Origin of the sequence: Methanobacterium formicicum DSM 3637, assembly GCF_000302455.1 — an archaeon.
In the GTDB taxonomy this organism is placed as follows: domain Archaea; phylum Methanobacteriota; class Methanobacteria; order Methanobacteriales; family Methanobacteriaceae; genus Methanobacterium; species Methanobacterium formicicum_A.
In genome coordinates this window covers 395,697-422,242 of record NZ_AMPO01000001.1, presented here as the reverse complement: position 1 = coordinate 422,242, position 26,546 = coordinate 395,697, and the positions used below count along the sequence as shown (strand labels likewise).

Here is a 26,546-nt window from a genome sequence, read left to right as displayed (position 1 = left end):
TAAATTAAGGTTTAACTTTTACTTTTATCTTTTTTAATGGTTTTAATTCCAATTCTTTTTTATGGTAGTCGAGTGTGAAAGAATAGGCAATTATCTTGACATTTTCGTGTTCTGCCTGTTTTAGTGTCTTGGAAAAATCAGGATCCATCTCCCAGTTGGGTGAAAATACTTTAGCATCCTCTCTTGGAATCAAAAAAAGCACTGCAGATTCCATTCCCTCTTTTTTAGCTTTTATAAGTTCTTCCAGGTGTCTTTTTCCCCGGATGGTAGGCGCATCAGGAAACCTGGCATGACCCTCTTCAACCAGGGTGCATCCTTTTACTTCCATTAGCAGGTCATGATCCACTTCCAGTGAATTTTTTTTACTGACCCTTTTAGACTCTTTTTTTCCTCTTTTATCCATTTTAATTAATTTATCCATTTTAGTTAAAAGAAAATCAAGCCTACTCTTCCCAAAGGTGTATTCTCTTTTTTTTACAGTGTAATCTGATAATTCAAGTACAATTTTAGATTTAATCATTTCAGCTGCAAGATCACTGTGAAAACCAGAATTGATGAGCACCCAGATTCCTTCACTCCAAACTGCGATTACATCATATTTGGTTTTACGTGATTCCGGGTTAAGGGCCGGGCGCAAAAGTAGTTCCACCCCGGGGATTAAGAGTTCCTTTAATCTACCCGGGTCTCTTAAATGTGCTTTTTCGATCCCGGAAGATGTTTCAAACTCTACTGTGAAACGATTGGGCCTATCTCGGAATATTCCTTCCATTAAATTTAATATTTTCATTTTAGTTCCACTAACAGATAATAAAGTTTAAAATATCTAAATCAAATAAATCAAAGCCAGCTTAGATAATTTGATTTAAATTCTAATTCAATATCCATTATCATCCTTAAATTCATCATCGTTCTTTTAATAACCTACTTCCAGAAACTTAAATCGTTATAAAGATAGTCCATCAACCACTCGGGCAAATTCCATTGCATGTTCCAGTGTTTCGTTAAACGGAGCATAAGTGTAGGTTTCGTAGACCATTGCAGGTGTTCCAGACTGTATAATTGGTATAGTCACATAGGGGCCACTGGTAGGACCACCATCAAATGGAGGAACATAGAAAACAAGCCATGGGATCTTTTGGACAATTAAATGGGCCAGAAGTAGAGAGCGAGCATCATCTGAGGGTACCGATATGAAACGTGTTTCAGGGTAGTCTCCTTTGGTGGAGTGCACATCAACCACCATATTATATTTTCCCTTTTTAATATCCGGTACTGCATAATCACGAGCTAATTCTTGACCATTGATCCTTCCCTGAGTATAATCATCTCTATTTTTGGTTACAGTGATTTGATAAATATAATAACAGTGCTTTAAAGATTGATCACTTGTTATTTCAGTCATCATTGCCTGATGTGCCTGAATTTCCATGGGATGAACCCCCACCACGTAGGCCACCTTAACTGGAGAGTTAATATTACCATAAGGCCCGTAACGAACCACAAACCCATGATCACATTCACCCAGAAATTTAACTGTGGGTATAGTATTATTAGCCACAACCGGAGTAGAATTATCAGTACTGTTAAAATTATAATTGAAAGCGTTGAAACTGGTAACTATTCCCAAAACTATCACAATTAATATTAAAACCATTAAAAACCATTGTTCTCTACTCATACTGCCCATATCCTGTCTCCGCAATACATAATTGTTTATCTTATAAATTAACAAATTTATAGAAATCAACACATCTATAGAAAAACTATAGAAAAAGATCATACCCAGATTTAAGTTTATTATAGTGACATTAGTTATAATGGTTAATGTTAATGAAAAGTCGATAATGATTTAATGAAACCCCAATAATGATCTTATACTAAATAATAATATCTATACCAAATAATCATCTGAAAAAAATAGAGGTGAAATATCTTGCATCCCAGACCCAGTCCCATTGCCGCATCCCTTTACACTCTCCGAGATTTAAACGCCGATGTTATTATCCTCCACGGACCCCACGGTTGTTGTTTCCGTACTGGTCGTCTTCTTGAAAATGATGGAGTGAGGGTGGTAACCACTGCCATGTCTGAAAATGACTTCATATTTGGTGCATCAGCCAAACTGGAGGAAACACTGCGTGAAGCAGATGAACTGTTCCATCCCCAACTGGTAGGTGTGGTGGGAACCTGTGCCAGCATGATCATCGGTGAAGACATGAGGGAAGCAGTTAACAACGCAGGAATCCCTGCCAAGGTTCTGACTGTGGAGTCCCATGGTGGTTTGAGTGAAGGTGATAACACTGAAGGAGCCATTGCTGTCTTAGAAGCTGCCCAGCTTGAAGGAGTAATCCCACCTGAAGAAACTGAAAGACAGAGTAGAATGCTTAAAAAAGCTACAGAGATTGAAAAAACCAGGGGTATGGCTCAGGGAAAATATATAGCTCCATCCTACGGGGATGATAAAGAAAAAGTAGCCAGCTTACTCCTTGAAGCCTTTGAAAAGGGAGATAAAATTGCATTTGTACTCAACGCTAAGAAGGAGACATCATACCTCTTCGCTGACCTTCTAAAAATACCTTTCCAGGAGATTTACCCTGAAAATAAACCCTTAATCATTGCCAACCTTGATCTGGAAACTGGTCTTCCCCGTATCCGGCAACATGCCCAGAATATCCAGGAAGAGTTGAATGAAAACAGATTACAGATAGATTTTATAACAGGAGGACTGGATGAATATCCAATAACTGGCGATAATGCAGTTGAATATCTGGAAAAAGAAGATTACGATCTAGTAGTGGTGGCTGGAGTGCCCCATGCTCTGCCCATTGAAAAATTAAACATTCAATCTGTTGCCATTACTGATGGTCCCCGCCTGGTGGAGCCACTGAAAAAACTAGGATATAATTGGGTGGTTACCGAGCTGGATGCCCATGCGAAAACACTAGGAACTGATAAAATAGTTGAATCTGATTTTGGAACTGTTTTAAGGGTAAAAATTGATGAAAAAAGATAACAAACCAGTAGCCCATAGGTTTACTTTCATGGATCATATCCTGTTGGTGAATTTTATATATAACTGGCTTATAATATAGGCAATAAATAAACGGATTTATATTGAGATAATGATCGAGAAGTATTGTAACATTCCGATGAATTTGATTAAGATAACAGAAACTTGAGTTAAATAGATAAAAAATAGTGGTGATAACTATGACCAGTACAGTAGGTATGATACTCTGCGGAGGATTTGGAAAACGATTAAGGCCCCTCACTGAAAGAGTGCCCAAGCCCCTCATTGAAATTAAGGATGATTACACCATTCTGGATAAACAGCTCTTTGACTTTAAAAATGCAGGTATTAACCAGGTTTTCCTCTTAACCGGATTTTTAAGTGACAAGATCAGGGAAAGATTCGGCGATAATTACATGGGTGTGAAAATAGAATACGTGGAAGAAGACAAACCACTGGGGACCCTTAACGCCATAAAACTAGGAATGGAAGCTGTTGGTCCAGGCAAACAGTGCATTATACGTAACGGAGATGTTGTGGCTGATTTAAATATTAAAAAAATGGTGGAAAATGGTGAAAAATCAGACCACCCCCTATCACTCTTCATTACCAGGATGGTCTCCCCCTATGGTATAGTAGAGATCAGCGGAGATCGTCTGGTTTCATTCAAGGAAAAACCAGTCCTGGATTATTATATTAACGGAGGAGTTTACTTCTCCAAGGGAGAAATTGATTTCGGTGACTTTGATGTGGGAGATATTGAAAAAACCGTGTTCCCCATGTACGCCAAGAATAACCAGTTAGGTTACTACCAGGAAGACGGTCTGTTCTGGATGGCAATTGACACCTCCAAAGAACTGGAGGAAATCCGTAAAGAGTACCAGAACCGGGAAGATAAACCATGGGGATACGAAAAAATCCTGATAAACACTGAAAAATACTTAACCAAAGAGTTATTCATCAGGGAAGGATACCAGACCTCATATCACCACCACCCCCAAAAGGATGAAACCATGTACATCCTAAGTGGAGCCGGATACATAGAATTTGAAGACCACAAAGAGTACTTCGGGAAAAATGACACTATCCGTATTAAACCTATGGAAAACCACACTATCGTAGCCATGGAAAATACTGTTCTCCATGAAATATCAACACCACACCCTAACGATACCGTAAGAGTCAAAGACTACTACGATGTCAGGTGATTAATTTCTTTTTTATAAAAAAGGAATTATAATTTAAAAAAATACAGGTTATGAGATAAAAATTTAATTCAAGTAAATTGAATTTTAAATTTATAGCAAAACGTGTTTATTACTAACCGAAAGTGTTCATTACCTATAAGATCATGATAACCATTATTGATTACGGCAGCGGGAACCTAAAAAGCATCAGAAACGGATTCCATCATGTTGGTGCGGAAGTACTGGTAACTCGGGATAAAGAAGAGTTAAAAAAGGCAGATGTGATGATCCTCCCGGGTGTAGGTGCCTTTGGAACTGCAATGGAAAACCTCAAAAAATATGAGGATATCATCCATCAGCACATCAAAGATGATAAACCCTTTCTGGGTGTCTGTTTAGGTTTGCAAGTATTGTTCAGTGAGAGTGAAGAAAGTCCCATGATCAGGGGACTGGACGTTTTTTCAGGTAAAGTGGTTCGTTTCCCAGATACCCTGCTAAATGATGGTCTTAAAATCCCCCATATGGGATGGAACAACCTAAATATCAAGCAGAATTCTCCATTACTTGAAGGAATAGGCAGTGATTACATGTACTTTGTCCACTCTTACTACGTTCGTCCGGATAATGAGGAAGTAGTAATGGCCACTGTGGATTATGGTGTGGAAGTTCCAGCAGTGGTGGCCCAGGACAATGTATACGCCACCCAGTTTCACCCTGAAAAAAGTGGAGAAATTGGTCTGGAAATACTCAAAAACTTCCTTAGAAATGTTTTATGATTATTTTTAAATCCCACATCAATGAAGTAAGAAAAATTTAAATATTAGTAATACTATAGAAGGTGTTAGTGTGGATATAGAAGGTTTCGCCAGGCGCGCCCTGGTAGATCATGACGAAGAATCTGTACAAAAAAGTCTCCAGGAAAAGATCCTGGAATTTAAAGACATCAGCCCAGAACAGGCCAACCAGATGGCAGAAGCAGTCCTGGAAGAAGTCAAATACACCCTAAAAATCGAAGACCACCCTGATGAATCCCTTAAAAAGTTAATAGAATACCCCAAATCAGGAGTAGGAATGGGCCAGATGGGTGTAGGTTCCCGTGGTGCAGGGGACTTCTTTGTACATCGTCAAATCGCAGAAATCGTTAAAAGCAGCCACACCAACGCATTCATCAACCCCACCGCCCAGGACGACGGAGGCGTGGTAAAAGCAGCGGCCGGAGCTGATGAAGTGTACATCACCACAGCCGTGGATGGAATACACTCCCGTCTAAGTGAATACCCATTCCTGGGCGGTTTCCACGTGGCCAGGGCATCCATGCGGGACGTTTGTGTTATGGGTTCCCAGCCAGTAGCACTCTTAAGCGACCTTCACCTGGCAGACGATGGAGAAGTAGCTAAGCTCTTCGACTACACTGCAGGAGTATGCGCGGTTTCAGAACTCACTGGAGTCCCCTTAGTAGCCGGTAGTACCCTACGTGTGGGAGGAGATATGGTCTTGGGAGACCGGCTGGTCAGCGCCGTGGGTGCGGTGGGAATATCCCCCCATCCCCCCACCGCCCGTAAACGAGCCGAACCCGGAGATGTGATCCTCCTAACTGAAGGATCAGGTGGAGGGACCATAACCACCACCGCCCTCTATCACGGACTCTTCGATGTGGTGTGGGAGACCATGGACATCAGCTTCATCCAGGCATCGGAGGCCATACTAAAGGCCGGACTCCTCCCCAAAGTACACGCCATGACCGATGTGACCAACGGAGGACTCAGAGGGGATGCCCATGAGATATCACAGACCACAGGGTTGGGACTTGCATTCTGGGAAGAGGAAATCAGACAACTGGTTAACCCTAAAGTACTGAATATGCTGGAAAGCCTGGATATTGACCATCTGGGTGTTTCAGTGGATTCACTCATGATAATAGCCACTGAAGATGTGGCAAGCCAGGTGGAGAAGGCTGTTTCAGGTGCTGGAGTCAGGATTGGTAGAATAGGAGAAGTGGATGATACTGGAATTCCTCGTCTAATCACCGATCAAGGAGAAAAAGAACTTAAACCCTTATTCCGTGAGGCAGCGTATACCAAGGTCAAAAAGATGGTTGGGGATCTGCAGCCAGAAGATTTTGACGAAATGAAGCAGAAAGTGGAAAGATCAGCACTGGAAGCCATTGCCAAGAAAGACGAAGTGGTGGCCCGGATAAAGGAAAAATATGATAATTAAATAATTGAATTAAACATTTAACTAACCAAACGGGATCCAATCCATCTTAGCATTAAATAAACTTTAAGATCAAAAGTATAAGCGAGGAAAATCTTAATAAATTAAGTTTAATGGTATAAAATCAAGCCAAACGCCTAATCAATCGAATTACCATATTAGAAGATTTACCATGATTGAAGGATGGGGTTAACGAATCTATGTGAATTCATATGGATGAAAAAGGATTTGCTTACACAATGGATGCGGTGCTAGCCCTGATTCCAATTATAATCGTTCTTTTTGGAATTAGTAATTTTTCTGCATCCCCTGAATTACCCCTGGGGATCCATTCATCCCATAAAGCCCATGATACCATGGATTTAATGGTCAACTACTGTGACGGAAATGACCAGTCTGTTTTAGAGCGTGTTTCAACCATTCTTACCCAGGGTAACCATAGCCAGACCAGTATCGATAGCGCAGGAGAAATTGCCTCTAATTTTCTGGATAAAAACATGGCGGGAAGTGAATATCTCCTAATCGAAGAAAAACAGTTGGGTGGGAAGAAACTGGCCGGGAAGATGGAACTGAAAAATACAGACAATATAGCCACCGCCTCCCGCAACTGTGGTAACTACACTTTCCGTATTTACGTGAGATAAAACCATAAATTCTTACCTGACTCTTGAAATACTGATCCCAACTCATTTAAATGAAAGATTTTATTAGCTATTATTTTTAAAGAGAATATAGCCGCTAAAACTTCTCATCTTCTTATAAAAATGTGCTGGATGGACATAAATGCCCATTAATCTCCCTAATCAAAACACTTCTTCCCACGAAACACTGGCCAATTTCATATCCACGGTCAGCAATCCCCCTTTTGTTGCCATTCCAGTTTTTTTGATTATTAATTACACCTTACTTTATGGAGGGGACTGGTTATGGTTTTCAGCAATTAGCATCTTTTTTGTGAGTATTTTACCCATAATTACCAGTTCATTATGGATAAAAAAGAAAAACCTGGAAGTAGACATGCCCCGAAGGCAGGATAGGATTTATCCTCTTTTACTGGTAATTGCATCATATATTACTGGTGTTGCTGTACTCTATATTCTGGGAGCACCCCCACTCACCACGGTTTTAATGATCTGCTATCTTAACAACACCATTATCGTTCTCTTATTCAGCCTTTACTGGAAGATCAGTATACACGCCATGGGCATTGCCGGTCCAGCAACTGCGATCATCTACCTTTTCGGGTGGTATGGGGTTTTATTCAGTTTACTGGTGCCCCTGGTACTGTGGAGTAGATTGTACCTTAAAAGACACACCCCGGCACAGTTAATTGTAGGCACAGTGTTGGGTTACTTTTTAACAGCAGTACAGATTTACCTGTTAATCTAATTTTTAAGGATTAGTATATGGATGGAATTCCCATGGAATGTGAATATTTTGAAAGGTTAAAGGATCACCAGTTCGGTGAGTTGCTGGCTGAAACTGAACACTGGCTCATCATCCTGGCCCCTGATCAGAGAAACCTGGGAACCTGTGTTGTGGCCCTTAAAAGAGATGAAACAGAGCTTTCTGCTTTAAGTTGTGAAGAATGGGCCGACCTAGCACTGGTGGTTAAAAAATTAGAATCTGCAATTAGAAAGTCCTTCCATGCCACCATGTTCAACTGGGGCTGTTTGATGAACTCTTCCTACCGTGAAGTGCCTCCCTGCCCCCATCTGCACTGGCATTTCATCCCCCGTTACAGGGACTCGGTTGAATTTGAAGATAGAACATTTGATGATCCTTGTTTCGGAATGAGCACCATGCATGATCGCAGGAAATCAATTCCAATTCCAGATGAACTGAAAAAGCATATTAAAGACAAAATTCGGGAAAACCTGGAAATTTAAATCTTTCTAAAGTATAATACATCCCATCACTGGAATGGATGACCTTCACATTTACATAACATAAACTGACTTTCAAGAGTATCTTCAATGAAAATCTAAAACAAAACTTAAATAGATAAAAAATCAATTGAGTATAAGTTCCAACAAATGTGTTGGGAATAAAAACTACTGTTTTATTATTGCCCTGATAGTGTAGTGGATATCACTTAGGATTGCGGATCCTATAACCCGGGTTCAAGTCCCGGTCAGGGCATATTTTACTACTTTTTGACTTATTTACCTCTTATTAAATTGGATAGTAGTTCTAAGAAATGAATGGTATTAATTTCTGTAACTGAAATAGTATTCTCCTAAGATCGACACTTCCAGAAAAATGGAAACTCCAATTTTTATTTTAAAAATTTTTGAAAAATATTAAAAAAGTTAAAAAAAGTTAAAAAAGAGCTATTTAAATAAAGAATATGGATTTATAAAATCAGATGCACTGCTTACGATTTTATCTTTGCACATAACCCATTCTCTTATCCTTATTCAAAACAATACTCTTCTTCCATTCATCCTTTGTATCAGGATAGTCTGCACGGTAGTGAGCTCCCCTGCTTTCCTCCCGTATGAGGGCAGATTTAGTAACTAATTCTGCTATTAAAACCATGTTCTCCAGTTCCAGAGCATCCAGTAGGTGCTGATTATAACCACTACCATCAGGCACTATCATTCTTTCCATTTTATCTTTAATAGCAGCTATTTCTTTTAATGCCGATTTAAGGCGTTTTTCCCGGCGAATAATAGCCACATTATTCCACATGACTTCCTGTAACTCTTTTTTAAGTTGGAATGGAGGGTAATCCCCATCTTGGAATAGTTTTCCAATTCTTTCCTCTTCTCTATCCAAAGAGGCAGATTCCAGTTCAAAATTAGATTTAAACACGTTTTTAGCAGCTGATTCACCAGCACGCCTTCCAAAAACCTGAGTTTCAGCCAGGGCATTTCCTCCAAGACGGTTCGCCCCGTGAACTCCGCCTGCAGCTTCACCGGCCACATAGAGATTTGGGATGCTAGTTTCACACTGTGGGTTTATCCTGGCTCCTCCCATAAAGTGATGGGCAGTGGGTGCTACTTCCATTGGTTCTTTTCGGATATCCACTCCCACGTCCTGGAATTGCAGGAGCATGGTTTCCAATTTTTCCTCAATTACCTCTGGAGGAAGGTGAGTTACGTCCAGGTAAACCCCACCACTTGGAGTACCCCTTCCTTCCATGATTTCATTGTAAATGGCCCGGGCTACAACATCCCGGGTGGCTAGTTCCCCCCTGAGGTCGTAGTTAGCCATGAAACGTTCCCCCTGAGAGTTTATGAGTCTTCCTCCTTCTCCACGAACAGCCTCAGTCACCAGAACCCCCCGACGGGAGTCAGGGTACAGCATCCCAGTTGGGTGAAATTGAACCTGTTCCATGTCCAGGAGGTCTGCTCCAGCCTTCCAGGCCATTGCATAACCATCCCCTGTTTTTTGCAGGACATTGGAGGTTACCGGGTAAATCCATCCTGCCCCCCCAGTGGTTACAATGGTTGATTTAGCCAGAAAGACCATGAATTTTGTATCAGATAATGATATTCCACAGGCCCCTCCAATCCTGCCTTCAGAATCCTTTAAGAGTGTAGTGATCATGACTTCATCCACAGTCTGAATATCCTGTCGGATGATCTCCTCTTTAAGGGCAGTCATCATCTCATGACCGGTGCGGTCCCCCTGGAAACAGGTCCGACGATAGGTCTGACCCCCAAATGGCCGCTGGTTGAGTTTCCCAGATTCCTGCCTGTCAAAGAGGGCACCGTAACTTTCCAGTTCTGTGAGTCTTTCTGGTGCTTCTTCCACCAGTATACGTGCCAGTTCCGGGTCGTTGAGGTAGCCTCCTCCTTTGAGTGTGTCCTCCAGGTGCGCCTGGGTGCTGTCATCAACATCCACATAGGCAAAGGCAGCATTGTAACCTCCCTCTGCCAGGGTGGTGCACCCTGATTTGAATGATAATCCTTTGGATACTATAATTACATCTAAACCATGCTTTTTGGCCTCTATGGCTGCTCTTGATCCGGCTCCTCCGGATCCAATGACCAGTACATCAGCCTGGTAAGTCTCCCTTTCCATGGTATAAAATTGAACATGGTTTTATTTAAGTTTTTTAAGTAGGGTGGAGAGAAGTTTAAGGGTATGAACAAATATAAAAATATGGTAAAACAATTCAAGATTATCTTTAACCTATAGGAGGATGTGCAGTGAAGAAAAAGGAGATATTAAAACTGGCAAAAAGGGATTTTGAAAAGGCCTGGGTGGAAACAGGTAAAAGCTTGAAAAATCCACACCACGATGATGAGTATCCCCGCCTGCACTTCCAGCCCGGCAGGACCCATCCACTTTCAGACACAATGGCCCAGCTCAGGCAGGCCTACTTACTCCTGGGATTTGAGGAAACACTTAATCCTCTGTTTATAGAGGAAGAACATGTTTACCGCCAGTTTGGACCAGAGGCCCCTGCAGTTCTGGACCGTTGCTTCTACCTGGCAGGACTCCCCCGACCAGATATAGGAATCAGTATGGAGAAAATCGCCCAGATTGAGAGTATGGGTGTTTCACTTGACGAGGATAAAATCAGAGGCATTAAAGATGTTTTCAGAAGTTACAAAAAGGGAGATACCAGTGGAGATGACCTGGTGCACGATGTATCCAGTGCACTGGAAGTACTTGATGAAACTGGGCTGCGAGTGATGGAGAGAGTATTCCCTGAACTCAAAGAATTAACTCCCATCTCCAGTAAAACCACTTTACGTTCACATATGACCTCAGGATGGTTCATAACCCTGGAATCCCTGCACCAAAATAGCCCATTACCTGTTAAATTATTCTCCATTGATCGCTGCTTCCGTCGCGAGCAAAGGGAAGATGCAAGTCACCTTATGACTTACCATTCCGCTTCATGTGTCTGGATGGATGATGAAGTTTCCCTGGATATGGGAATGGCAGTTTCTGAGAGTTTACTGGAATATTTTGGATTTAAAAAATTCAAATTCTTGCCTGATGAGAAGAAATCCAAATATTACATCCCCGGGACCCAGACCGAGGTTTACGGATACCATCCCAAACTGAATGAATGGGTTGAAGTGGCCACTTTTGGATTGTACTCTCCCATTGCCCTTGCCAAGTACGGTATTGACCAGCAAGTGATGAATCTGGGTGTGGGTGCCGAGAGAATTGCCATGATCCTGGGTGGTCATAAAGATATCCGGGAGATGGTTTATCCCCATACTTATGGCAAATGGGGTCTCAGTGACCGGGAAATAGCATCAATGATCCATATGAACCTGTACCCGGTAACTGATGATGGGCGAAAGTTGATGGAATCCATAATCAATACTGCCATAGAACACGGCGAAACCAAATCCCCCTGTGAGTTTATCACTTTCCAAGGAGAATTTATGGGTAAGGACCTTGAAGTTAAAATTATAGAACCCGAAGCAGGAACAAAACTACTGGGACCGGCCAGCTGGAATCGTGTGCATGTTTATGATGGAAATATCGTTGGTGTGCCACAACCTGCAGAGATGGAGCGTTTCCAGTCTCCAGATGATATTGTAGAGGAGGTTCTGGGAAATTTGGGAAAAGAAGTGATGGATGAACTGGCTATTCAGGCCCTTAAAAAAGGTGTTCCAACTGGTATCAGTTATATGGCAGGTGTGGCAGCACAGGCCGCCTATCACATGGAAGAAATGGTGGTAAGTGGAGAAGAAGAGATTAAACTACGCACTACCATAGCTAAATCCCCTTCAGATATCAACCTTAAACTGGACGAACTGGCCATGCGCCATATAAACAGCAAAAACAAAGTTATAGACATTAGGGGCCCCATATTTTGTACTATAACTGGAAAAATTTAATAATAAACCTAAGAGGCACATAAGTTAATATAATACATGACATGAGGAACATTTTTCCTAGCCTGAGGAACTATTTTCCCCATACCTCTTAAGTTTTCCCTGTCATTTGTAAACACCCCAGTATTTATTATATTAAATACTTAAACCATGATTTTTCCATGTATTGAGAAAGAATGTAAGGTTTTATGATCCTCGAGATTCAGACTGACATCTTAGGTGTGCTTCAGGACTTACCATCCATAGGATAGGGCAGGTTGTTCCAACCATTTGGCAAGAAACCATTGGCAAAAAAATTATTTGGTGAAAGATATATAAACGTGGCCACCAAAAAACACCACACCAGTAATGAATTTCAACTGATTAAAGAAAACAAACACTTGGTGGAGGGGGCTTTTAAATGGAATATATGTGTTTATTGGACACAAAATATCCTTAAAGACTCCAGTAAATATTATAAAAATTACTTGTGTTTTTAAATTCGCCAATTTACTTAGACAATCCTCTATAAAGCTATAGAAACTTTTAAAAATTTATTAGCGAGGAATTAAAATTAAGGGTAATTAGGATTAGAGTGTAATTAAGATAATTGAAGGAATTAATTATGGAAATTAAAGGTAAAATTATCTCAGGAACTCATAAGGGTAGTTATTTTATGTCTTTAGAAGCCTACCAGGAGGAATTCCAGAAAAAACTTAAATTTAAACCATTTCCCGGTACCCTTAATCTGGAAATCTCCAAAGAAAATGCCGGCATCATCCATGATTTACATGATAGAATGGGAGTCATCAAGGGGACTGGTAACTATGGAGATGTTAAATTCCTCCCAGCAAAACTCAACGGAATAGTTAATGGGGCCATTTTATTCCCTATTAAGACCCAACACCCCTCAGAAATTTTGGAATTCGTTGCTGAGGAAAATCTTCGAAATAAATTTAAATTTAATGATGGAGACCAAGCTACATTAAAAATAGATTAACGATTAACCTTTTGTTTTTTAATACAATACTTAACTGAAATGATTAATTAAATGATTAATTGAAAGGATTGACTAAAAAAATACAATTACTTATATAAATTGAAAAAGTGTAACTTGCAAAAAACAATAGTTTACTAAATGCTAAAAAAAATCTTACTAAAAAAAATCTAACCAGTGATGACATGATAAAAAAAGCCATAGAATCATTTAAAAAGGGAGAAATAGTTTTAATATTTGACAGTGACAACCGGGAGAGGGAAACCGATATGATCATGGCTGCGGAGTTTATGACACCCCAGCACATGACCACCATACGAAATGATGCAGGTGGTCTTTTCTGTGTCCCAATCTCATCTGAAATCTCTGATAATCTTGGAATTCCATATATGACCGATTTAATGGATGCAGCCAGTGATGAATACCCGGTTCTGGCAGAATTAACCCCTAATGACATACCTTACGATGAAAAATCAGCCTTTTCCATAACTGTGAACCACAGGAAAACCTTCACCGGCATCACCGACAACGACCGGGCCTGCACCATCAAAGAACTGGGACTACTGTGTAAAAATGGAAATTTCCAGGATTTCGGTAAATACTTCCGTGCCCCGGGACATGTAACTCTTCTCAGAGCCACCAAAGACCATGTTTTAAAAAGAAAAGGCCACACTGAAATGAGCATTGCCCTGGCGGAAATGGCCGGAATAACCCCGGTAGCAGTCTGCTGCGAAATGATGGATGATGAAACCGGCGGTTCAATGAACACCGACAAAGTGGGCGAGTATGCCAAAAAGAATGACCTGGTGTTTTTAAGCGGAGCAGAGTTAATAGAAGCTTACCATGAGTTTAAAGGTATTTAAACTTAGAATATTAAGCTTTTAATTCTTTTTTAGACCCATTTCATTTCCCCATTTCCTTTTAATTTTCTAATTTTCCATCCTGAATACAAAACATAAATTCCAATACGACATTAAAACCATAATAAACATATTGAGAGGGATAATACTTAAAATTTTAAGATAGATAAATACCTAAAATGTCATCGTAAGAAAAATAACCAGTAAATTGTGGTTTTTGCGCCATTTTCAGGATTTTATCCACATCAAGATGTTTTTCAACAGTTTCCATGGCCTTCAAGCAAAAGTCTTCCAGTTTCAGTTCCACTTCAGGAGTTCCACCCCGTGCTGCCAGCTGGGCTTTAGGAACATTCGTTACCCAGTCTAGTCCTGTGGTTTTTTTAATGTAATTTGATGCATTTTCTGCTATTTTATCATGGTAAACCTTGTTCAGGATAGCACCGGTGGTTTTAATACCTAGTTTATGCAGCATTTGAATGTGTGAAACCAGATCAAGTGCTGCTGTTTCAATACCTCCTTTGTTACATCCTGATACCATGATGGTGGGTATTTTACCCGCTTTAGCTATTTCTGCTGCTGAGAAGGGTGTTTTTTCGTTTAACAAACCTGTGAAGACACTCATCACTCCTTCGATCAGGATCAGATCGTATGGTTGGCCTTTTAATGCGTTAATTATTTCTTCTAAGTTCTTCCAGCCAAGACCACCTATTTTGATTGATGAGAAACTCGCCATGGGTTCTTTGTTCAGGTACAAAGATGGTACCAGGTCCCTGGTATCTGGACCAACCTTTAAAACTCCTACCCGGTATCCTTTCCTCCTAAGAGCCCCTACCATACCAGTGGTGAGGAATGTTTTTCCAGAATCAGAGCCCGTGCTGGCTATCATGAGAAATGGAGGTAGTTCATCTGTTTTCTGATTATTGGGGGAGATTTTACCGTAACCACCCTCCGTATCAGAAGGTAGGCGGTAATCTGCATGAATATCATATCCAATCCCTATTTCACCCTTAATTTTCTTCAAGAGCTCCTGGTTAGCCTGATGGATCTGGTGGGCCTCATTTTCATCTACATCCATGTACTGTAGAATGTTACCGGTCAGAGAGGGATTTTCATCCAGAGAACCATGAATCATGGTTCCCACAACATTTCCCTCATCATTACGCACCCCTGCCAGTATTTTACGAGGATTATCAGTGTAATCCGTTCTTTTAACCTGTGAAAAAAGTACAGGATGTGCATCCCCCCTTATATCACCATAGGTGTGGCAGTGGAAACCGGTGATTGTTTCACCCACCATTCCCGAGGTGAGGAAAGATTCATCTGTTATTTCAGCTTGAACCCGGTCTGTTCCAATGAGGGGGTGGAAGGTGACATCCAGTATTCCCAGTCCCTCACGTTCCACTGGACAGGGTGATTTACGACCGATATCCGTTTTACGGGCCAAAACCTGGAATCCTGAGCACATTCCCAGTATGAACTTCCCCTGACTGTCCATTTTCCTAATGACACTGGCCACTTCAGGGGTGATGCTCTCTGATTCCATGATACTCCCCCCAGGAATTATGAGACCATCCAGGATATGGTGTGCTTTTTTTCCATTTATCAAGCCATTGTCCGTTAATATATGGGTAGGGAGTTTTCCAAAGTTCTCAAAATTGGGTAGTGCCCCTTTAACGTACAGGATGCCTATTTTTTTCATTGGGATCCACAACTGTTTTACTTTAAGGATTTCTAATTTCTTTAAGAATTTCTAATTACTTTAGGGATTTCTAATTACTTTAGGGATTTCTAATTACTTTAGGGATTTCTAATTACTTTAGGGATTTCTAATTACTTTAGGGATTTCTAATTTACTCCAATGATTTGTATCCACATAATTGAGTTTGAATTGATTTGGAATTAAAAAAATAATAAAAAAATAATCAGCAATAGTTAGTTCAGCCATTCCTGAGCTGCCATTAACTGTACTATTTTCTCATCATCCAGTGGTTTGGCCTGGAACTGCATTCCCACTGGTATTCCGTTCACGTCTCCTGCAGGGGTGCTAGCTGCGGGTATGCCTGCCAGGTTGGCTATAACCGTCAGAATATCATAGGCGTACATTTCCATTGGTTCCAGTGATGTGCCCAGTTTATGAGGTAGTTTAGGAACTGTTGGTCCTACCAGAACATCAACATCTTTCAGGAGTCCGGTGATTTCTTTTCTTATGAGGGAACGGGCCTGTAATGCTTTGTTGTAGTATTTACCACTGAATTCTTTCTGGCTGATGTAGGATCCCATCTGTATTCTGCGCAGTACTTCCTCTCCACACACTTCTTCAATGCGTTCACCGTACTTTCGACCATCGTACTTCCGGGTGGCTGAGAAGAACTCCACATAGTTTATGAGGTAGTAGGTAGGTAGGCATAATTTAAGATAATCAAAGCTTAATTCAACTACTTCTGCCCCTGCCTCCTGCATCTGGTTGATGCGATCTTCAATAATATTGACTATGGGTCCATCGGAGACATCAAAGAATTCCTTCACTACACCCAGCTTCATGCCTTTAAGTGCATTTTCAGGATCAGTGATGGATGAAGTGAATTCCGGTACATTCCAGTCGATGGTGGTGCACTCCCGGCGGTCTTCCCCGGCAATGACCTCTAACATCAACGCTATACCACTGGCATCCCTGGAAAATGGACCAATTTGATCGAAGCTCATGGCCAGATCCAGTAGTCCCTGCCTGCTCACTGCACCGTAGGTTGGTTTGAATCCCATCACTCCACAGTGGGAGGCAGGGTTGCGTATGGATCCCCCAGTATCTGAGCCCAAAGCCAGATCACACATTCCGGCGGCAATTGCTGCTGCACTGCCCCCACTGGATCCCCCTGGTATGCGGCCTGGAGCTGCAGGGTTGTCTGTGTGCCCGAAGAAAGATGTTTCTGTGGAACTTCCAGCAGCGAATTCATCCATGTTGGTCATTCCAATTATAATCCCATCTTCAGCTTTTATACGGCTAACAACTGTGGCGTCGTAACTTCCCTGATAGTTTTCCAGTGTCCGGGAGGCAGCAGTGATATGGAAATCCTCAACATTGATGTTACTCTTGATTCCCACCACCATACCAGCCAGTTTTCCAACTTTCTGGCCGTTTTTTATTTTATCATCAATTTCATTGGCCCTTTTCCGGGCTTCATCATAGTTAAGTTCGACAAATGCCCTTATATTAGGATTATGTTCTTCAATTTGTTTTATGAAAGTTTCCAGATTCTCTTCTGAAGTTAATTCATGATTCTTGATTGATTGTGATTTTTCCAAAATATTCATATTCCCACCTAAAGTGTGTGAGTAGCGGATCTGTACCTGTAATGTACCCATCTAGTTAATCATTACCATCATTGATTTAGAAAATTAATCTTATTATATTTACCATTACCAAGATATTTACCCTTTCTGTTGGGTTAAAAATGAAAATAATTAAGATCCACATACGGCTATGTACTGTTTTTATAAATTCATTCTGATTTTATCGAGGAAAAATCTGTCTTTTAGAGAATTTCTGTCGTCTAGGGAAACTTATCTTCCATTTAGAAACTCATCTTACACAAAAACATATCATATAGGGAATATCTCACTTAGGACCTATCATGTATGAACTAATCATCAGGAAGAAATGTTATCAGGAATCTCTATTTCCCGAAAAATCACACCCTATGTTTTTAAGAACTTTATAAAATCACTGGCAGTCATGTAACCCACGTTTCTACGTATTTCTTTACCATCAGCATCAAGGAGTACCAAGGTGGGAATAACATTGGAATTAAAACGACTGGCCTGTTCTGGACTGCTGTCGACGTTTATTTTCATAACTGAATATGCAGATAACTTTTGCTGAACATCCGGGTTGCTGAGAGTTTCTGACTCAAATTGCCTGCAGGCCGAACATCTTGGAGCATACAATACCACCAATACAGGGGCTTGAGCTGCCTGAATTTCAGGAGGCATCATATCCAGGTAAGATGGACTTATTGAAGAAGATATTCCGGATAAACCAAATAGCAAGATTAAAATAATAACCCCAAATACGCCAACTGCAATAAAACCCTTTGATTGAGCATCTAGATTACTAAAAAATCCTTTATTTAAATTTTCCTTATTTTCAGTAGAGTCCTGCTCCGGTTTGATTTTAGAATCCTGATTAGTCCTGTGGTTTTTATAGTAATCATATTTGGTTGAGTAGTAACCTAACTCACCTCCACAATCACATTCCAGTTGGAAATCTTCAGGAGATTCCCCTTCTTCCAGTTCATAATAATTTCCACAATCTTCACAGATTAAATAGGGCATATGCCCCTCCCCTGAATTTACTAATAATTTTTAATTAATTTTAATTAAGGACCCCAGTTTTCCATTTGATTTACCATTTACCCAAATTCCACAGTTTACTCCATTAATCTGCACTTTAATTATGCTGAGTTATTAGGTAAGGTTATATGCTGAGTAATTAGGGTATGGTTATTATACAAGGTAGGTAGGTATATGCTGTTTTACAATGCGTTTACTATGCATTTATAAACTGAAATAAATTTCCCAGATCAAGTACACCCATGAGGTACAGTATCAATATAAGAATGGGCTGATGTATGAGATAAATCAGTAGTGAATGCCGACCTAAGAAGCTGAATATCCCTGTAAATAGGTTTTTAGAAAGTTCAGGAAGGTGATATCTCCTTTCATAATTAGGATAAAGTGTTTTCCCTGCAAAAAGACCCAGAGAAACCACTCCCAACCAGGGTAGTAAGGGGAAGTAATCCACGGTTACAAATTCGGCAGGTTTTAAACCTAACCATAACAGCCAGGGGTAGCTGACTGTGAACTGGGCCAGGAAAAAACCACTAAATATGAAAATAATTCCAAGAATTAGGTTGGTGTATTTTTTCTTTAAAAATGGATATTCCAGGATTATTGCTATTCCAATGAAATGCAGTACTCCAAAAACTATGAAATCCGCGGGTATGAAAATCCATGTTACCAGGGTGATTAATAACCCCAATGAAAATATTTTAACTCCCCTTTTGAGATATTTTGGGAAAAGACTCTTTTTTTCCTGTTGAGAATCAATGCGCTCTGCCCGGGTGTAGCTCAGGGTAAGGGAAATCCCAACCAGGAACAGGAATATGAAGGCAGTTGTCCTGGCGAACCACCACCAAATACCCGATGAAACGCTAAATGAGAATATCCCAAAGAAAGTAAGATCAAAGACCAGATGATAGGTTATCATCATCAGTATTGCCAGGCCTCTCAGGACATCTATTTCCCAGAAACGTTTGCTTAAATCAGTCATTTTCTTTTTAAGATTTTTTTGTTAAATACAGGTGAAGTGATTTCTTATCTGCTTTTATGTAGTGGAGCTTATTAAAATCCCTATGCCCCCCTTATTTCCTAAAAAGTGTTCTTATATGCACAAATAGTTAAAGTTAAATGTTTCTCCCATCATAATATCCACAGTCAAATCCCATCTAAAAAAACCGTTGATTATTCAAGAATTTGACCATATAAGAAGTGTTTTATTATTTTTTTGATTAATAGTTTAATCTAAGAGGTGCAAACATGTCTGGAACTCTTATACTAAAACAAAGCGAGATTAAAAAACTTATTAACATGAAAGAAGTTGTTGAATCAGTTGAAACCGCTTTTAAGGCCTACGCAGAGCGTGATGTGCAGATGCCTGCCAAGGAGTACCTATTTTTCCACGAAGGAGATCTCAGGATCATGCCATGTTACGTACGGAGCAGTGAAGAAGCAGGAGTTAAATGCGTGAATGTGCATCCTAAAAATCCCCTGGAGCACCAGTTACCCACGGTAATGGCAGTCATTGAGCTGGTAGATCCAGCAACTGGCTTCCCCCTGGCAGTCATGGATGGAACCCTAATAACAGACCTGCGGACCGGAGCAGCAGCAGGAGTGGCCACCAAATATCTTGCCCGGCCAGACTCTGAGACTTTAGGAATAATCGGTGCTGGAAAACAGGCTTGCACCCAGTTAATGGCCCTGAACGAAGTTATGGATATTACAAAGGCCAAGGTTTTCTGCAGAACCTGCAGTACCCGGACCAATTTTGCTAAAACCGCATCAAAACTCTATGGTTTTGATGTTGAAGCCGTTGAAACTGCCCAAGAAGCTGTGAAGAATGTTGACGTGATTGTAACCACCACCCCCTCACGGAAGCCACTGATCAGTGCCGACTGGATCAGTCCCGGAACCCATATCAACGCCATGGGTGCCGATGCTCCCAGCAAACAGGAATTAGAAACCCGGTTACTCTTAAAGTCAAGGATTATTATTGATTCATGGGATCAGGCCAGCCACAGCGGGGAAATCAACGTACCTGTTTCCCAGGGAGTCATTAAACAGAAGGACATCCATGCCAAACTGGGTGATGTGGTCATTGGAAAAGAAACCGGCAGAGAAGGAGATGAAATCACCATTTTTGACTCCACTGGCCTGGCAGTTCAGGATGTGGTAACTGCAGGACTCATCTACCGCAGAGCCAGAGAACAGGGTGTTGGAATGGATTTTGACTTTATAAGTTAATTAAAATCCATTATTTACTTTTTACAGAGGTTTGGAAGTGTAACCTCTCCCATTTAGTAAGATATATAGGTTTGAAAGTTCAATCTAGTTCTGGTGATGCGAATGTACCAGAAAGTAAATCGAAGCGAAGTCCTGAATAAAATGGGCCATGTATACGAACGCTTCCGGTTCTTATCCAGAACCCGATCCCTCACAGATGACCAGATTGAAGATATAGACCAGCAGTTATCCCGGATCATAGATGTGCTGAACCAACCCAGATATTAATTAATACCATTATTGAAGGGTTTTTCAGTTAATAATGAGATGATATAGATTATATTATATCTTACAATTGAACCGGACACCATAATTCAATATTCATCATTATTACAAGATTAATGGATGAAAATTAGAGGATTTAAAACTTATTAATGATTAAATACTTATTGAAGAATCAAGAATAGTATTTATGTTTCTAAAACTCATTTATCGTTAGAATCCTGACATGATTCTACTAACTCTAAAAATTATTATTCTCTAAAAATGATTTAAAATTCAAATTAATTGATTTGTTTGATTTAAATGTGGATAGAAGTTATTTTATTTGCAGCAGCCTCTTTTTGGGTGGGTTTATCAGGTGCAATGGTCCCCGGACCAATGTTAACTGTTACCATCTCTGATTCCCTTAAGAAGGGATCTCGAGCCGGACCACTGGTAGTTCTGGGACATGTCATTGCAGAGACAACCCTGATAATACTCCTGGTTCTGGGCCTGGGCTGGGTTATTGGGTCCCAGTGGGTGACCATGATCATCGGAGGAGTGGGAGGAGTGATGCTTATCTACATTGGTTACAGCATTGCCAGATCCCCTGTGCCAGAGGAGATTCCGGGAGATGGTGAGCCAATAGAAAAAAGGGGATCAGTTTTAAGTGGAATAATTACCAGTGTAACCAATCCCTACTTCTACCTCTGGTGGGCCACTGTGGGCTGGGCCTTCATGCTTAAGGGAATAGAATTAGCTGGAATCATAGGAGTTTTGAGTTTCCTGGTGGGCCACTGGGGGGCGGATCTCAGCTGGTACAGTATAGTGTCTTTTTTCACCAGCAAGGGAAGAGGTGTGCTCCCAGGTAAGCGTTACCGGATCATGATGATGATTTGTGGTATTTTTCTGGTATTATTAGGAGTTTATTTCATCTACTCCACTTTAATAACCTGAATTAAGGACTAATACCCTCATTATGAACAGGATAGAATATAGAAAATGATAATTTTTGAATTGTGAATTTTCAATAAATTGTAATTATTTAAGTCACGATGGAGTATTATAAAACCATGAAAGCTGTTGTTTTCGATAACTCCGGAACCTTAATTTCAAGGTACAGAGCCATTAAGGATATTAATAGTGGATTTATCCATGATAACACCAGTTCAATTGACTTAGTTGATAAAGATCCATATAGAGCCCTGGTAGTCCTTCAAACAGACCCTTCCACCTGCCTGGTAAATGCCAGACCCAATCAAACCATCCATCAATTCATAACACGGAACAAAGTGCCCTTTGATATAAGTTATTCATCTTCAGATATCCAGAAAGAGGATGTGTTAACTCTCATTCAAAATGAAAACGTTAAAATTAGCGATATCCAGGATACAATTCAAGCCGTGGTTGAAAAAGATTATAACGTGCAGATATGCAGTGGATCTGGATTTATAATGAACACCAGAACCGGGCACATAGAATTCACCATCACTGCCGGAGGTAAAATATTCCCGGAAGTTCCAGAGGTGGTGGAAGAACTCAAAAAACGATCATTCCATATTTACGTGGCCTCAGGAGACAGGATGAAGTCCCTGGAGGAGCTGGCCAGTTTCATCCACATTCCCTCAGAAAATGTTTTCGGGACTGCAGATTCCTGGAGAAAAAAGGAAATTGTGGCCGGACTTAAAAGTAGGTATCGGGTGATGATGGTAGGTAACAGTGCCAATGACATCCTTGCACTTGAAGAAGCAGATGTTGGTGTTTTAACCACACAACAAGCTGAAGAAACACCCCAAAAAGTTTTCGATGCGGCTGATGTTGTGGTAGGTAATATTAAAGAGATCCTGGATATCGATTTTTAACTATAGATGATATTGATTTATAATGTGTAACGATTGACTGATAGATGATATTGATTTTAATTTGTATCAATATTTAATTTGTATCAATAATCCTAATCCATTAATATCCACTGATTTTAATCCATTATTTCCTGATTTATAAATTGCAGTGAATTATAAATCTAATTTTTAATTGATTATACACCTGATTACAATATTAACCATCTGATTTGATCTACTCAAAATAGTATCCATAATACTTTAGTAAAAACGTTTCAGTAAGGTGATAATAAGATAAATCAGACTTGACCAAGCATATCCCACTTCTTTCATAAAGGGGAAAAATGTAATTCCCAATGCAAGTAAAGAAATTACTGGTAGTATTAAATTAAGCCTTAAACTGGTTCTTCTCATTTCATCATCAACACCATCCACCAGCCCACTGTTGAGTGCATGACGCCAGTTTAAGAATAAAAGAAAACCTATGGCAAAAAGATTCAGGTCGAAGAATATGTTGGGAATCTGGAAATTCCCATATTCACCTATAAAGAAGGCTGAGAAGGGGAGTAATGCCACGAAAAGTAGCCAGATGATAATTATCCACAGCAAAGTGCCATCTGCTCTTTTAATCCTGTTAAACTGGTTGTGATTGATTCTCCAAAAAACAGCCAGAAGAATGAAACTGATAAAGTAACTGTAAAAATTGGGTAAAAGATTGATTAGAGCTTGATAAAGTCCAGCTTCAGTGGGGTTGGCTATTGATGGTACAGTAATCCCCAAGACCAGAATGGTCATGGCTATTGCGAAAACACCATCTACCAGGGTTTCTATACGCTTGGCATTGATTCCTGTGGAGTTTATTGCATTTTTGTCCGGCAAATGTTAACCCTCATTGTAATAAGCTTTTTAAAACTATAATAATCTTACATAACCACTGGTGTTCCTATAAAATGAACTTTCCTCTAAATGAACTTTCTTATAAAGTGACCTTCCACATTGCAGTGACCTCTCCAATTAAAGTGACCTCTCCAGACTTTTAATGGCACTGCGTACTGCCCTTTCTTCCATGACCCTATAGACTGCCAGAAGGCTAATTAAAAGTACTGGTACCAGTATATCAAGAACCAGAACCGCTCCTGCATTTCCAGAAGCTTGGTTACCAGTGGCAAATATGTTAGTTATATGTCCCAGGGCATCTCCCAGGAGGAAGATGGAAACTCCTATAACAGTAGCAGTCCAGAAATTGCCTCTGATCCAGATGCACAAAATTCCTAGAACACCAAATGCCAGATTGGCAAAAGCTACTTCCTGCTGGAATGGACTTCCCGGCGCCCATCCAATTGATGAAGCCACCTGGTTAGCAAAGAATGAATGTCCAATAGCAGCCCAGATGGAACCAAACCCTACTGTGACAACCAGTAAAGATAGAAGGGTTATTTCCACTATTTTTTTGGTGGTTAAAACTCGTTTAGAATAAAATTGAATACCTAACATTATTAATGCGCCAATTATCCCTAGTATCAGCCAAGTGTAAGCTGTGTCCATTTAAAACCCCTCTCTTAACCAGATTTAATGTAAATTAAAAAATTAACACTTTACTACTTCTGTTTTATTATCATTTATTTAATACATTGCTCTGGGAAAAAAATGGAAAAATTTATATGTCCAATTTCTGAATCCTGAAAAAACAACACAGAATTATGACTTTAAAATTCCAGAAGCCGGAGCAAAACTGTCCATAAACTCAACTTATATCCTAATGGATTATTCATCAATTAGTACATTTTAATGGTTTAACCCCATCGATAATCTTAATAGATTATATCTGAATTATATCTGACTTATAAAATCTCAATAGATAGCTGACTTATAATAATCTCATAGATTATACTCCAACATAATCTCAGCAAGTTCAGAATCCATCCATAACCTCAAAGACTTATAAATTTATCAGTTCATATTCTTGAAAACCTAATCCCACTTCCTCTGCATATTCCAGCAGCACCCTCCCATTAACACCTTCCCAAACTCCTCTGAATTTATCACTTCCACGGTGGTGTTGATGTTCAAGTAAGGAATTTTCCAATCCTACTTGCTGGTTCACCAGATCATAGCTTGCACTATCCAGGGCCACTGGATCGGTAGAGGCCAGTATTCCAATATCTGGAACAATGGGTGCATCACTGAATGCTTCACAATCACAGTCTGGGGTAATGTCCATGAGGAAGTTAATGTAACCAACTTTTCCCTTTTTACTTTTTACAGCCCCATAAGCGTATTCCACCATTCTTTCCATGAATTCAGTTAGTGAATTGAAATCCAGTCCTATAGCTGATTCTGGACAGATAGACAGACAGTTATTGCAGGCTACACATGCATCCAGATCAATTACTGCTTTACCATCTACCAGAGAAATGATCGATAATGGACAGGAAGCAAGACAAGTACCACAAACGTTACAATTATCAGTTATCAGTGGTTGAGCACACCGGTGCTGTTCAATTTTTCCAGGGGCTGATGCACATCCCATGGCCAGATTCTTGATTGCCCCTCCAAACCCACTCATGCCGTGTCCCTTGAAGTGGGATAAAACCAGCATACTGTCGGAGTTTTCAATGTCTCCTGCGATTTTGACCTTCTGAAAATGTTTCAAGCCCACTTCTACCCGAATCCAGTTATCTCCTTGAATTCCATCAGCAATAACCACCGGGGCCCCGGTAACTGCGTATGCAAAACCGTTTTTTATGGCAGTCTGGAGATGGTCCACTGAGTTATGGCGACTACCATAATAAAGTGTGTTAGTATCAGTTAGGAATGGTTTGGCATGATAATTCAGAGTTTTTTCAACCACAGCACTTACCAGGACGGGTTTAAGGTAGGCATCATTTCCTTTTTCTCCAAAGTGCAGTTTTATGGCAGTTAGATCATCCTTCTCTAGGAATTTTCCAAATTCTGCCCGGTCAAATAACCGTTTTATTTTACTGATCTTGTTTTCTTTCTGGCTTCGGGACCGGAAATTAGAAAAATACACTTCACTCGACATTTAAAACCTCCATGGAATAGTTACTGTTTGAAAAAAAATGTGTTCTGTTTATTTTGAGAGATTTAAGAGAACATTTCTACTTTTTATAACATTATCATAATTATCTAATTCAATGATTCCCCGATCAATGCCATTAATCAGGTTCAGATCAAGCGTTCCATCACCCAAGGCTAGATGCTGGTCTTTCTTCCCATTATTGTCACTTAAATGATAGTAATATGTTTTTTCAAGTTCTAAAAATGAAGCAGGATCATTGGTGGTGTTGGCATGGCCCAGGTCTACTGTGGCGTGACATCCACATTGATCAATGAAGTAAGAGTGTTCCTGTGCAGTATTACAGAAGTAAGCGTATCGATGCGGCATGTTTTCCACCGATAATATAACACCACTATCTTCTGCGTATTCATTTGCCTCCTTCAAAGTTTCAATGGCAAAATATTTGCCCATATCCCGAATTCTATCTTCTAGTCTGTGTATCATTCCAGGATGGGTGGTTATGGCTTCTGCCCCTATTTTTGATGCCAAATCCACTGTTTCAGTAATTTGACGGAGAGTTTCATCCCTGATGCCAGGATTCATACTGGCCGGATTTAAATCTATGGTGGGAGCATGCAGGAAAACGTCCACATCATATGATGCAAATATTTCCAGACCATCCTCCGGGCTCTGAATGTTCCTAGGCCAGTAAGGACCTTCGCAGAGTATTTCCATAAGATCAAATCCATCAGCAGTTGCTTTATCTAAAAAATCTTCAAACGACTTCATGAAGAGAGCCAAAGTTGAAAA

Annotated in this window: 26 protein-coding genes and 1 tRNA gene; 16 read left to right on the top strand and 11 right to left on the bottom strand. The window is 40.2% G+C overall.

Annotation, left to right across the window (positions count from 1 at the left end):
- Positions 1 to 4: 4 nt before the first annotated feature.
- Together A994_RS02005 and A994_RS02000 are read right to left on the bottom strand one after the other, a co-directional pair.
- Complete coding sequence (locus A994_RS02005) at positions 5 to 787, bottom strand: DNA/RNA nuclease SfsA (RefSeq protein WP_004029590.1); 783 nt, start codon at positions 785 to 787, stop codon at positions 5 to 7.
- A 156-nt stretch (positions 788 to 943) separates the two neighbouring features.
- The gene (locus A994_RS02000) at positions 944 to 1,687 is read right to left on the bottom strand and encodes a hypothetical protein (RefSeq protein WP_004029589.1); all 744 of its coding nucleotides are present in this window, start codon (positions 1,685 to 1,687) and stop codon (positions 944 to 946) included.
- Between the two features lie 246 nt (positions 1,688 to 1,933).
- On the opposite strand from A994_RS02000, the gene cfbD reads away from it, so the two are divergent.
- The 8 genes from cfbD to A994_RS01960 all read left to right on the top strand — a co-directional run bounded on the left by cfbD (position 1,934) and on the right by A994_RS01960 (position 8,553).
- Positions 1,934 to 3,013: a Ni-sirohydrochlorin a,c-diamide reductive cyclase catalytic subunit gene (gene cfbD / locus A994_RS01995; RefSeq protein WP_004029588.1), complete on the top strand. Its 1,080-nt coding sequence runs from the start codon at positions 1,934 to 1,936 to the stop codon at positions 3,011 to 3,013.
- A gap of 197 nt (positions 3,014 to 3,210) precedes the next feature.
- The gene (locus A994_RS01990; protein ID WP_004029587.1) at positions 3,211 to 4,218 is read left to right on the top strand and encodes a sugar phosphate nucleotidyltransferase; all 1,008 of its coding nucleotides are present in this window, start codon (positions 3,211 to 3,213) and stop codon (positions 4,216 to 4,218) included.
- A gap of 143 nt (positions 4,219 to 4,361) precedes the next feature.
- Positions 4,362 to 4,973: an imidazole glycerol phosphate synthase subunit HisH gene (hisH, locus tag A994_RS01985; protein WP_004029586.1), complete on the top strand. Its 612-nt coding sequence runs from the start codon at positions 4,362 to 4,364 to the stop codon at positions 4,971 to 4,973.
- A 70-nt stretch (positions 4,974 to 5,043) separates the two neighbouring features.
- Positions 5,044 to 6,414 carry an AIR synthase-related protein gene (locus tag A994_RS01980; RefSeq protein ID WP_004029585.1) on the top strand — a complete coding sequence of 457 codons (1,371 nt, stop codon included), beginning with the start codon at positions 5,044 to 5,046 and terminating at the stop codon, positions 6,412 to 6,414.
- A 209-nt stretch (positions 6,415 to 6,623) separates the two neighbouring features.
- Positions 6,624 to 7,055 (top strand): hypothetical protein, encoded by a 432-nt coding sequence (locus A994_RS01975; protein ID WP_004029584.1) that lies wholly within the window; start codon positions 6,624 to 6,626, stop codon positions 7,053 to 7,055.
- A gap of 139 nt (positions 7,056 to 7,194) precedes the next feature.
- On the top strand, positions 7,195 to 7,800 hold the full coding sequence (locus tag A994_RS01970) for a phosphatase PAP2 family protein (RefSeq protein WP_004029583.1): 606 nt from the start codon (positions 7,195 to 7,197) through the stop codon (positions 7,798 to 7,800).
- A gap of 32 nt (positions 7,801 to 7,832) precedes the next feature.
- Positions 7,833 to 8,300, top strand: a complete 468-nt coding sequence (locus A994_RS01965) for an HIT family protein (protein ID WP_048204032.1) — start codon at positions 7,833 to 7,835, stop codon at positions 8,298 to 8,300.
- A 181-nt stretch (positions 8,301 to 8,481) separates the two neighbouring features.
- Positions 8,482 to 8,553 (top strand) — tRNA-Arg (locus A994_RS01960).
- A gap of 243 nt (positions 8,554 to 8,796) precedes the next feature.
- Here A994_RS01960 and tfrA read toward each other — a convergent pair.
- On the bottom strand, positions 8,797 to 10,443 hold the full coding sequence (tfrA, locus tag A994_RS01955) for a fumarate reductase (CoM/CoB) subunit TfrA (RefSeq protein WP_004029581.1): 1,647 nt from the start codon (positions 10,441 to 10,443) through the stop codon (positions 8,797 to 8,799).
- A 128-nt stretch (positions 10,444 to 10,571) separates the two neighbouring features.
- Here tfrA and sepS point away from each other — a divergent pair, with 128 nt between their 5' ends.
- The 4 genes from sepS (at position 10,572) to ribB (ending at position 14,063) form a co-directional block, all read left to right on the top strand.
- Entirely contained in the window at positions 10,572 to 12,227 is a 1,656-nt protein-coding gene (gene sepS / locus A994_RS01950) for an O-phosphoserine--tRNA ligase (protein ID WP_004029580.1), read from the top strand.
- 281 nt (positions 12,228 to 12,508) lie between these two features.
- The gene (locus A994_RS13350; RefSeq protein ID WP_192812686.1) at positions 12,509 to 12,703 is read left to right on the top strand and encodes a hypothetical protein; all 195 of its coding nucleotides are present in this window, start codon (positions 12,509 to 12,511) and stop codon (positions 12,701 to 12,703) included.
- Positions 12,704 to 12,828: 125 nt separating this feature from the next.
- Complete coding sequence (locus A994_RS01940) at positions 12,829 to 13,203, top strand: DUF120 domain-containing protein (RefSeq protein WP_004029578.1); 375 nt, start codon at positions 12,829 to 12,831, stop codon at positions 13,201 to 13,203.
- A 182-nt stretch (positions 13,204 to 13,385) separates the two neighbouring features.
- Entirely contained in the window at positions 13,386 to 14,063 is a 678-nt protein-coding gene (gene ribB / locus A994_RS01935; protein WP_004029577.1) for a 3,4-dihydroxy-2-butanone-4-phosphate synthase, read from the top strand.
- 154 nt (positions 14,064 to 14,217) lie between these two features.
- Here ribB and A994_RS01930 read toward each other — a convergent pair whose 3' ends face one another.
- From A994_RS01930 to A994_RS01915, 4 genes are all read right to left on the bottom strand, one after another.
- Positions 14,218 to 15,759 (bottom strand): nucleotide-binding protein, encoded by a 1,542-nt coding sequence (locus A994_RS01930; RefSeq protein WP_004029575.1) that lies wholly within the window; start codon positions 15,757 to 15,759, stop codon positions 14,218 to 14,220.
- A gap of 233 nt (positions 15,760 to 15,992) precedes the next feature.
- Positions 15,993 to 17,369 carry an Asp-tRNA(Asn)/Glu-tRNA(Gln) amidotransferase subunit GatA gene (gene gatA, locus A994_RS01925; RefSeq protein WP_048203994.1) on the bottom strand — a complete coding sequence of 459 codons (1,377 nt, stop codon included), beginning with the start codon at positions 17,367 to 17,369 and terminating at the stop codon, positions 15,993 to 15,995.
- Positions 17,370 to 17,753: 384 nt separating this feature from the next.
- Positions 17,754 to 18,389, bottom strand: coding sequence for a thioredoxin family protein (locus A994_RS01920; RefSeq protein ID WP_004029573.1), 636 nt, complete (start codon positions 18,387 to 18,389; stop codon positions 17,754 to 17,756).
- A gap of 214 nt (positions 18,390 to 18,603) precedes the next feature.
- Entirely contained in the window at positions 18,604 to 19,386 is a 783-nt protein-coding gene (locus A994_RS01915) for an acetyltransferase domain-containing protein (RefSeq protein ID WP_004029572.1), read from the bottom strand.
- 266 nt (positions 19,387 to 19,652) lie between these two features.
- Here A994_RS01915 and ala point away from each other — a divergent pair, with 266 nt between their 5' ends.
- The 4 genes from ala (at position 19,653) to A994_RS01900 (ending at position 22,738) form a co-directional block, all read left to right on the top strand.
- Positions 19,653 to 20,636 (top strand): alanine dehydrogenase, encoded by a 984-nt coding sequence (gene ala, locus A994_RS01910; RefSeq protein WP_004029571.1) that lies wholly within the window; start codon positions 19,653 to 19,655, stop codon positions 20,634 to 20,636.
- A 102-nt stretch (positions 20,637 to 20,738) separates the two neighbouring features.
- On the top strand, positions 20,739 to 20,903 hold the full coding sequence (locus A994_RS13345; RefSeq protein ID WP_004029570.1) for a hypothetical protein: 165 nt from the start codon (positions 20,739 to 20,741) through the stop codon (positions 20,901 to 20,903).
- A gap of 297 nt (positions 20,904 to 21,200) precedes the next feature.
- Positions 21,201 to 21,833, top strand: coding sequence for a LysE family transporter (locus tag A994_RS01905; protein ID WP_004029569.1), 633 nt, complete (start codon positions 21,201 to 21,203; stop codon positions 21,831 to 21,833).
- A 116-nt stretch (positions 21,834 to 21,949) separates the two neighbouring features.
- Positions 21,950 to 22,738 (top strand): HAD family hydrolase, encoded by a 789-nt coding sequence (locus tag A994_RS01900; protein ID WP_004029568.1) that lies wholly within the window; start codon positions 21,950 to 21,952, stop codon positions 22,736 to 22,738.
- 240 nt (positions 22,739 to 22,978) lie between these two features.
- Here A994_RS01900 and A994_RS01895 read toward each other — a convergent pair whose 3' ends face one another.
- The 4 genes from A994_RS01895 to A994_RS01880 form a co-directional block, all read right to left on the bottom strand.
- Positions 22,979 to 23,596 carry a TMEM175 family protein gene (locus tag A994_RS01895; protein ID WP_004029567.1) on the bottom strand — a complete coding sequence of 206 codons (618 nt, stop codon included), beginning with the start codon at positions 23,594 to 23,596 and terminating at the stop codon, positions 22,979 to 22,981.
- 135 nt (positions 23,597 to 23,731) lie between these two features.
- The gene (locus A994_RS01890) at positions 23,732 to 24,262 is read right to left on the bottom strand and encodes a DUF6790 family protein (protein ID WP_004029566.1); all 531 of its coding nucleotides are present in this window, start codon (positions 24,260 to 24,262) and stop codon (positions 23,732 to 23,734) included.
- A gap of 394 nt (positions 24,263 to 24,656) precedes the next feature.
- Positions 24,657 to 25,760, bottom strand: coding sequence for a DUF362 domain-containing protein (locus A994_RS01885; RefSeq protein ID WP_004029565.1), 1,104 nt, complete (start codon positions 25,758 to 25,760; stop codon positions 24,657 to 24,659).
- 48 nt (positions 25,761 to 25,808) lie between these two features.
- Entirely contained in the window at positions 25,809 to 26,525 is a 717-nt protein-coding gene (locus A994_RS01880; RefSeq protein WP_237739676.1) for a sugar phosphate isomerase/epimerase family protein, read from the bottom strand.
- Positions 26,526 to 26,546: the final 21 nt, after the last annotated feature.

Bases quoted from the DNA above. Each gene is read 5' to 3' on its own strand.
- hisH (WP_004029586.1), top strand. From the start codon at position 4,362: ATGATAACCATTATTGATTACGGCAGCGGGAACCTAAAAAGCATCAGA.
- A994_RS02005 (WP_004029590.1), bottom strand. From the start codon at position 787: ATGAAAATATTAAATTTAATGGAAGGAATATTCCGAGATAGGCCCAAT.
- A994_RS01905 (WP_004029569.1), top strand. From the start codon at position 21,201: ATGTGGATAGAAGTTATTTTATTTGCAGCAGCCTCTTTTTGGGTGGGT.
- ribB (WP_004029577.1), top strand. From the start codon at position 13,386: ATGATAAAAAAAGCCATAGAATCATTTAAAAAGGGAGAAATAGTTTTA.
- A994_RS01975 (WP_004029584.1), top strand. From the start codon at position 6,624: ATGGATGAAAAAGGATTTGCTTACACAATGGATGCGGTGCTAGCCCTG.
- A994_RS13345 (WP_004029570.1), top strand. From the start codon at position 20,739: ATGTACCAGAAAGTAAATCGAAGCGAAGTCCTGAATAAAATGGGCCAT.
- A994_RS01880 (WP_237739676.1), bottom strand. From the start codon at position 26,525: ATGAAGTCGTTTGAAGATTTTTTAGATAAAGCAACTGCTGATGGATTT.
- A994_RS01940 (WP_004029578.1), top strand. From the start codon at position 12,829: ATGGAAATTAAAGGTAAAATTATCTCAGGAACTCATAAGGGTAGTTAT.
- A994_RS01930 (WP_004029575.1), bottom strand. From the start codon at position 15,759: ATGAAAAAAATAGGCATCCTGTACGTTAAAGGGGCACTACCCAATTTT.
- gatA (WP_048203994.1), bottom strand. From the start codon at position 17,369: ATGAATATTTTGGAAAAATCACAATCAATCAAGAATCATGAATTAACT.
- A994_RS01965 (WP_048204032.1), top strand. From the start codon at position 7,833: ATGGAATGTGAATATTTTGAAAGGTTAAAGGATCACCAGTTCGGTGAG.
- ala (WP_004029571.1), top strand. From the start codon at position 19,653: ATGTCTGGAACTCTTATACTAAAACAAAGCGAGATTAAAAAACTTATT.
- A994_RS01885 (WP_004029565.1), bottom strand. From the start codon at position 25,760: ATGTCGAGTGAAGTGTATTTTTCTAATTTCCGGTCCCGAAGCCAGAAA.
- A994_RS01890 (WP_004029566.1), bottom strand. From the start codon at position 24,262: ATGGACACAGCTTACACTTGGCTGATACTAGGGATAATTGGCGCATTA.
- A994_RS02000 (WP_004029589.1), bottom strand. From the start codon at position 1,687: ATGGGCAGTATGAGTAGAGAACAATGGTTTTTAATGGTTTTAATATTA.
- A994_RS01990 (WP_004029587.1), top strand. From the start codon at position 3,211: ATGACCAGTACAGTAGGTATGATACTCTGCGGAGGATTTGGAAAACGA.
- A994_RS01900 (WP_004029568.1), top strand. From the start codon at position 21,950: ATGAAAGCTGTTGTTTTCGATAACTCCGGAACCTTAATTTCAAGGTAC.
- A994_RS01920 (WP_004029573.1), bottom strand. From the start codon at position 18,389: ATGCCCTATTTAATCTGTGAAGATTGTGGAAATTATTATGAACTGGAA.
- A994_RS01970 (WP_004029583.1), top strand. From the start codon at position 7,195: ATGCCCATTAATCTCCCTAATCAAAACACTTCTTCCCACGAAACACTG.
- A994_RS01915 (WP_004029572.1), bottom strand. From the start codon at position 19,386: ATGACTGATTTAAGCAAACGTTTCTGGGAAATAGATGTCCTGAGAGGC.
- tfrA (WP_004029581.1), bottom strand. From the start codon at position 10,443: ATGGAAAGGGAGACTTACCAGGCTGATGTACTGGTCATTGGATCCGGA.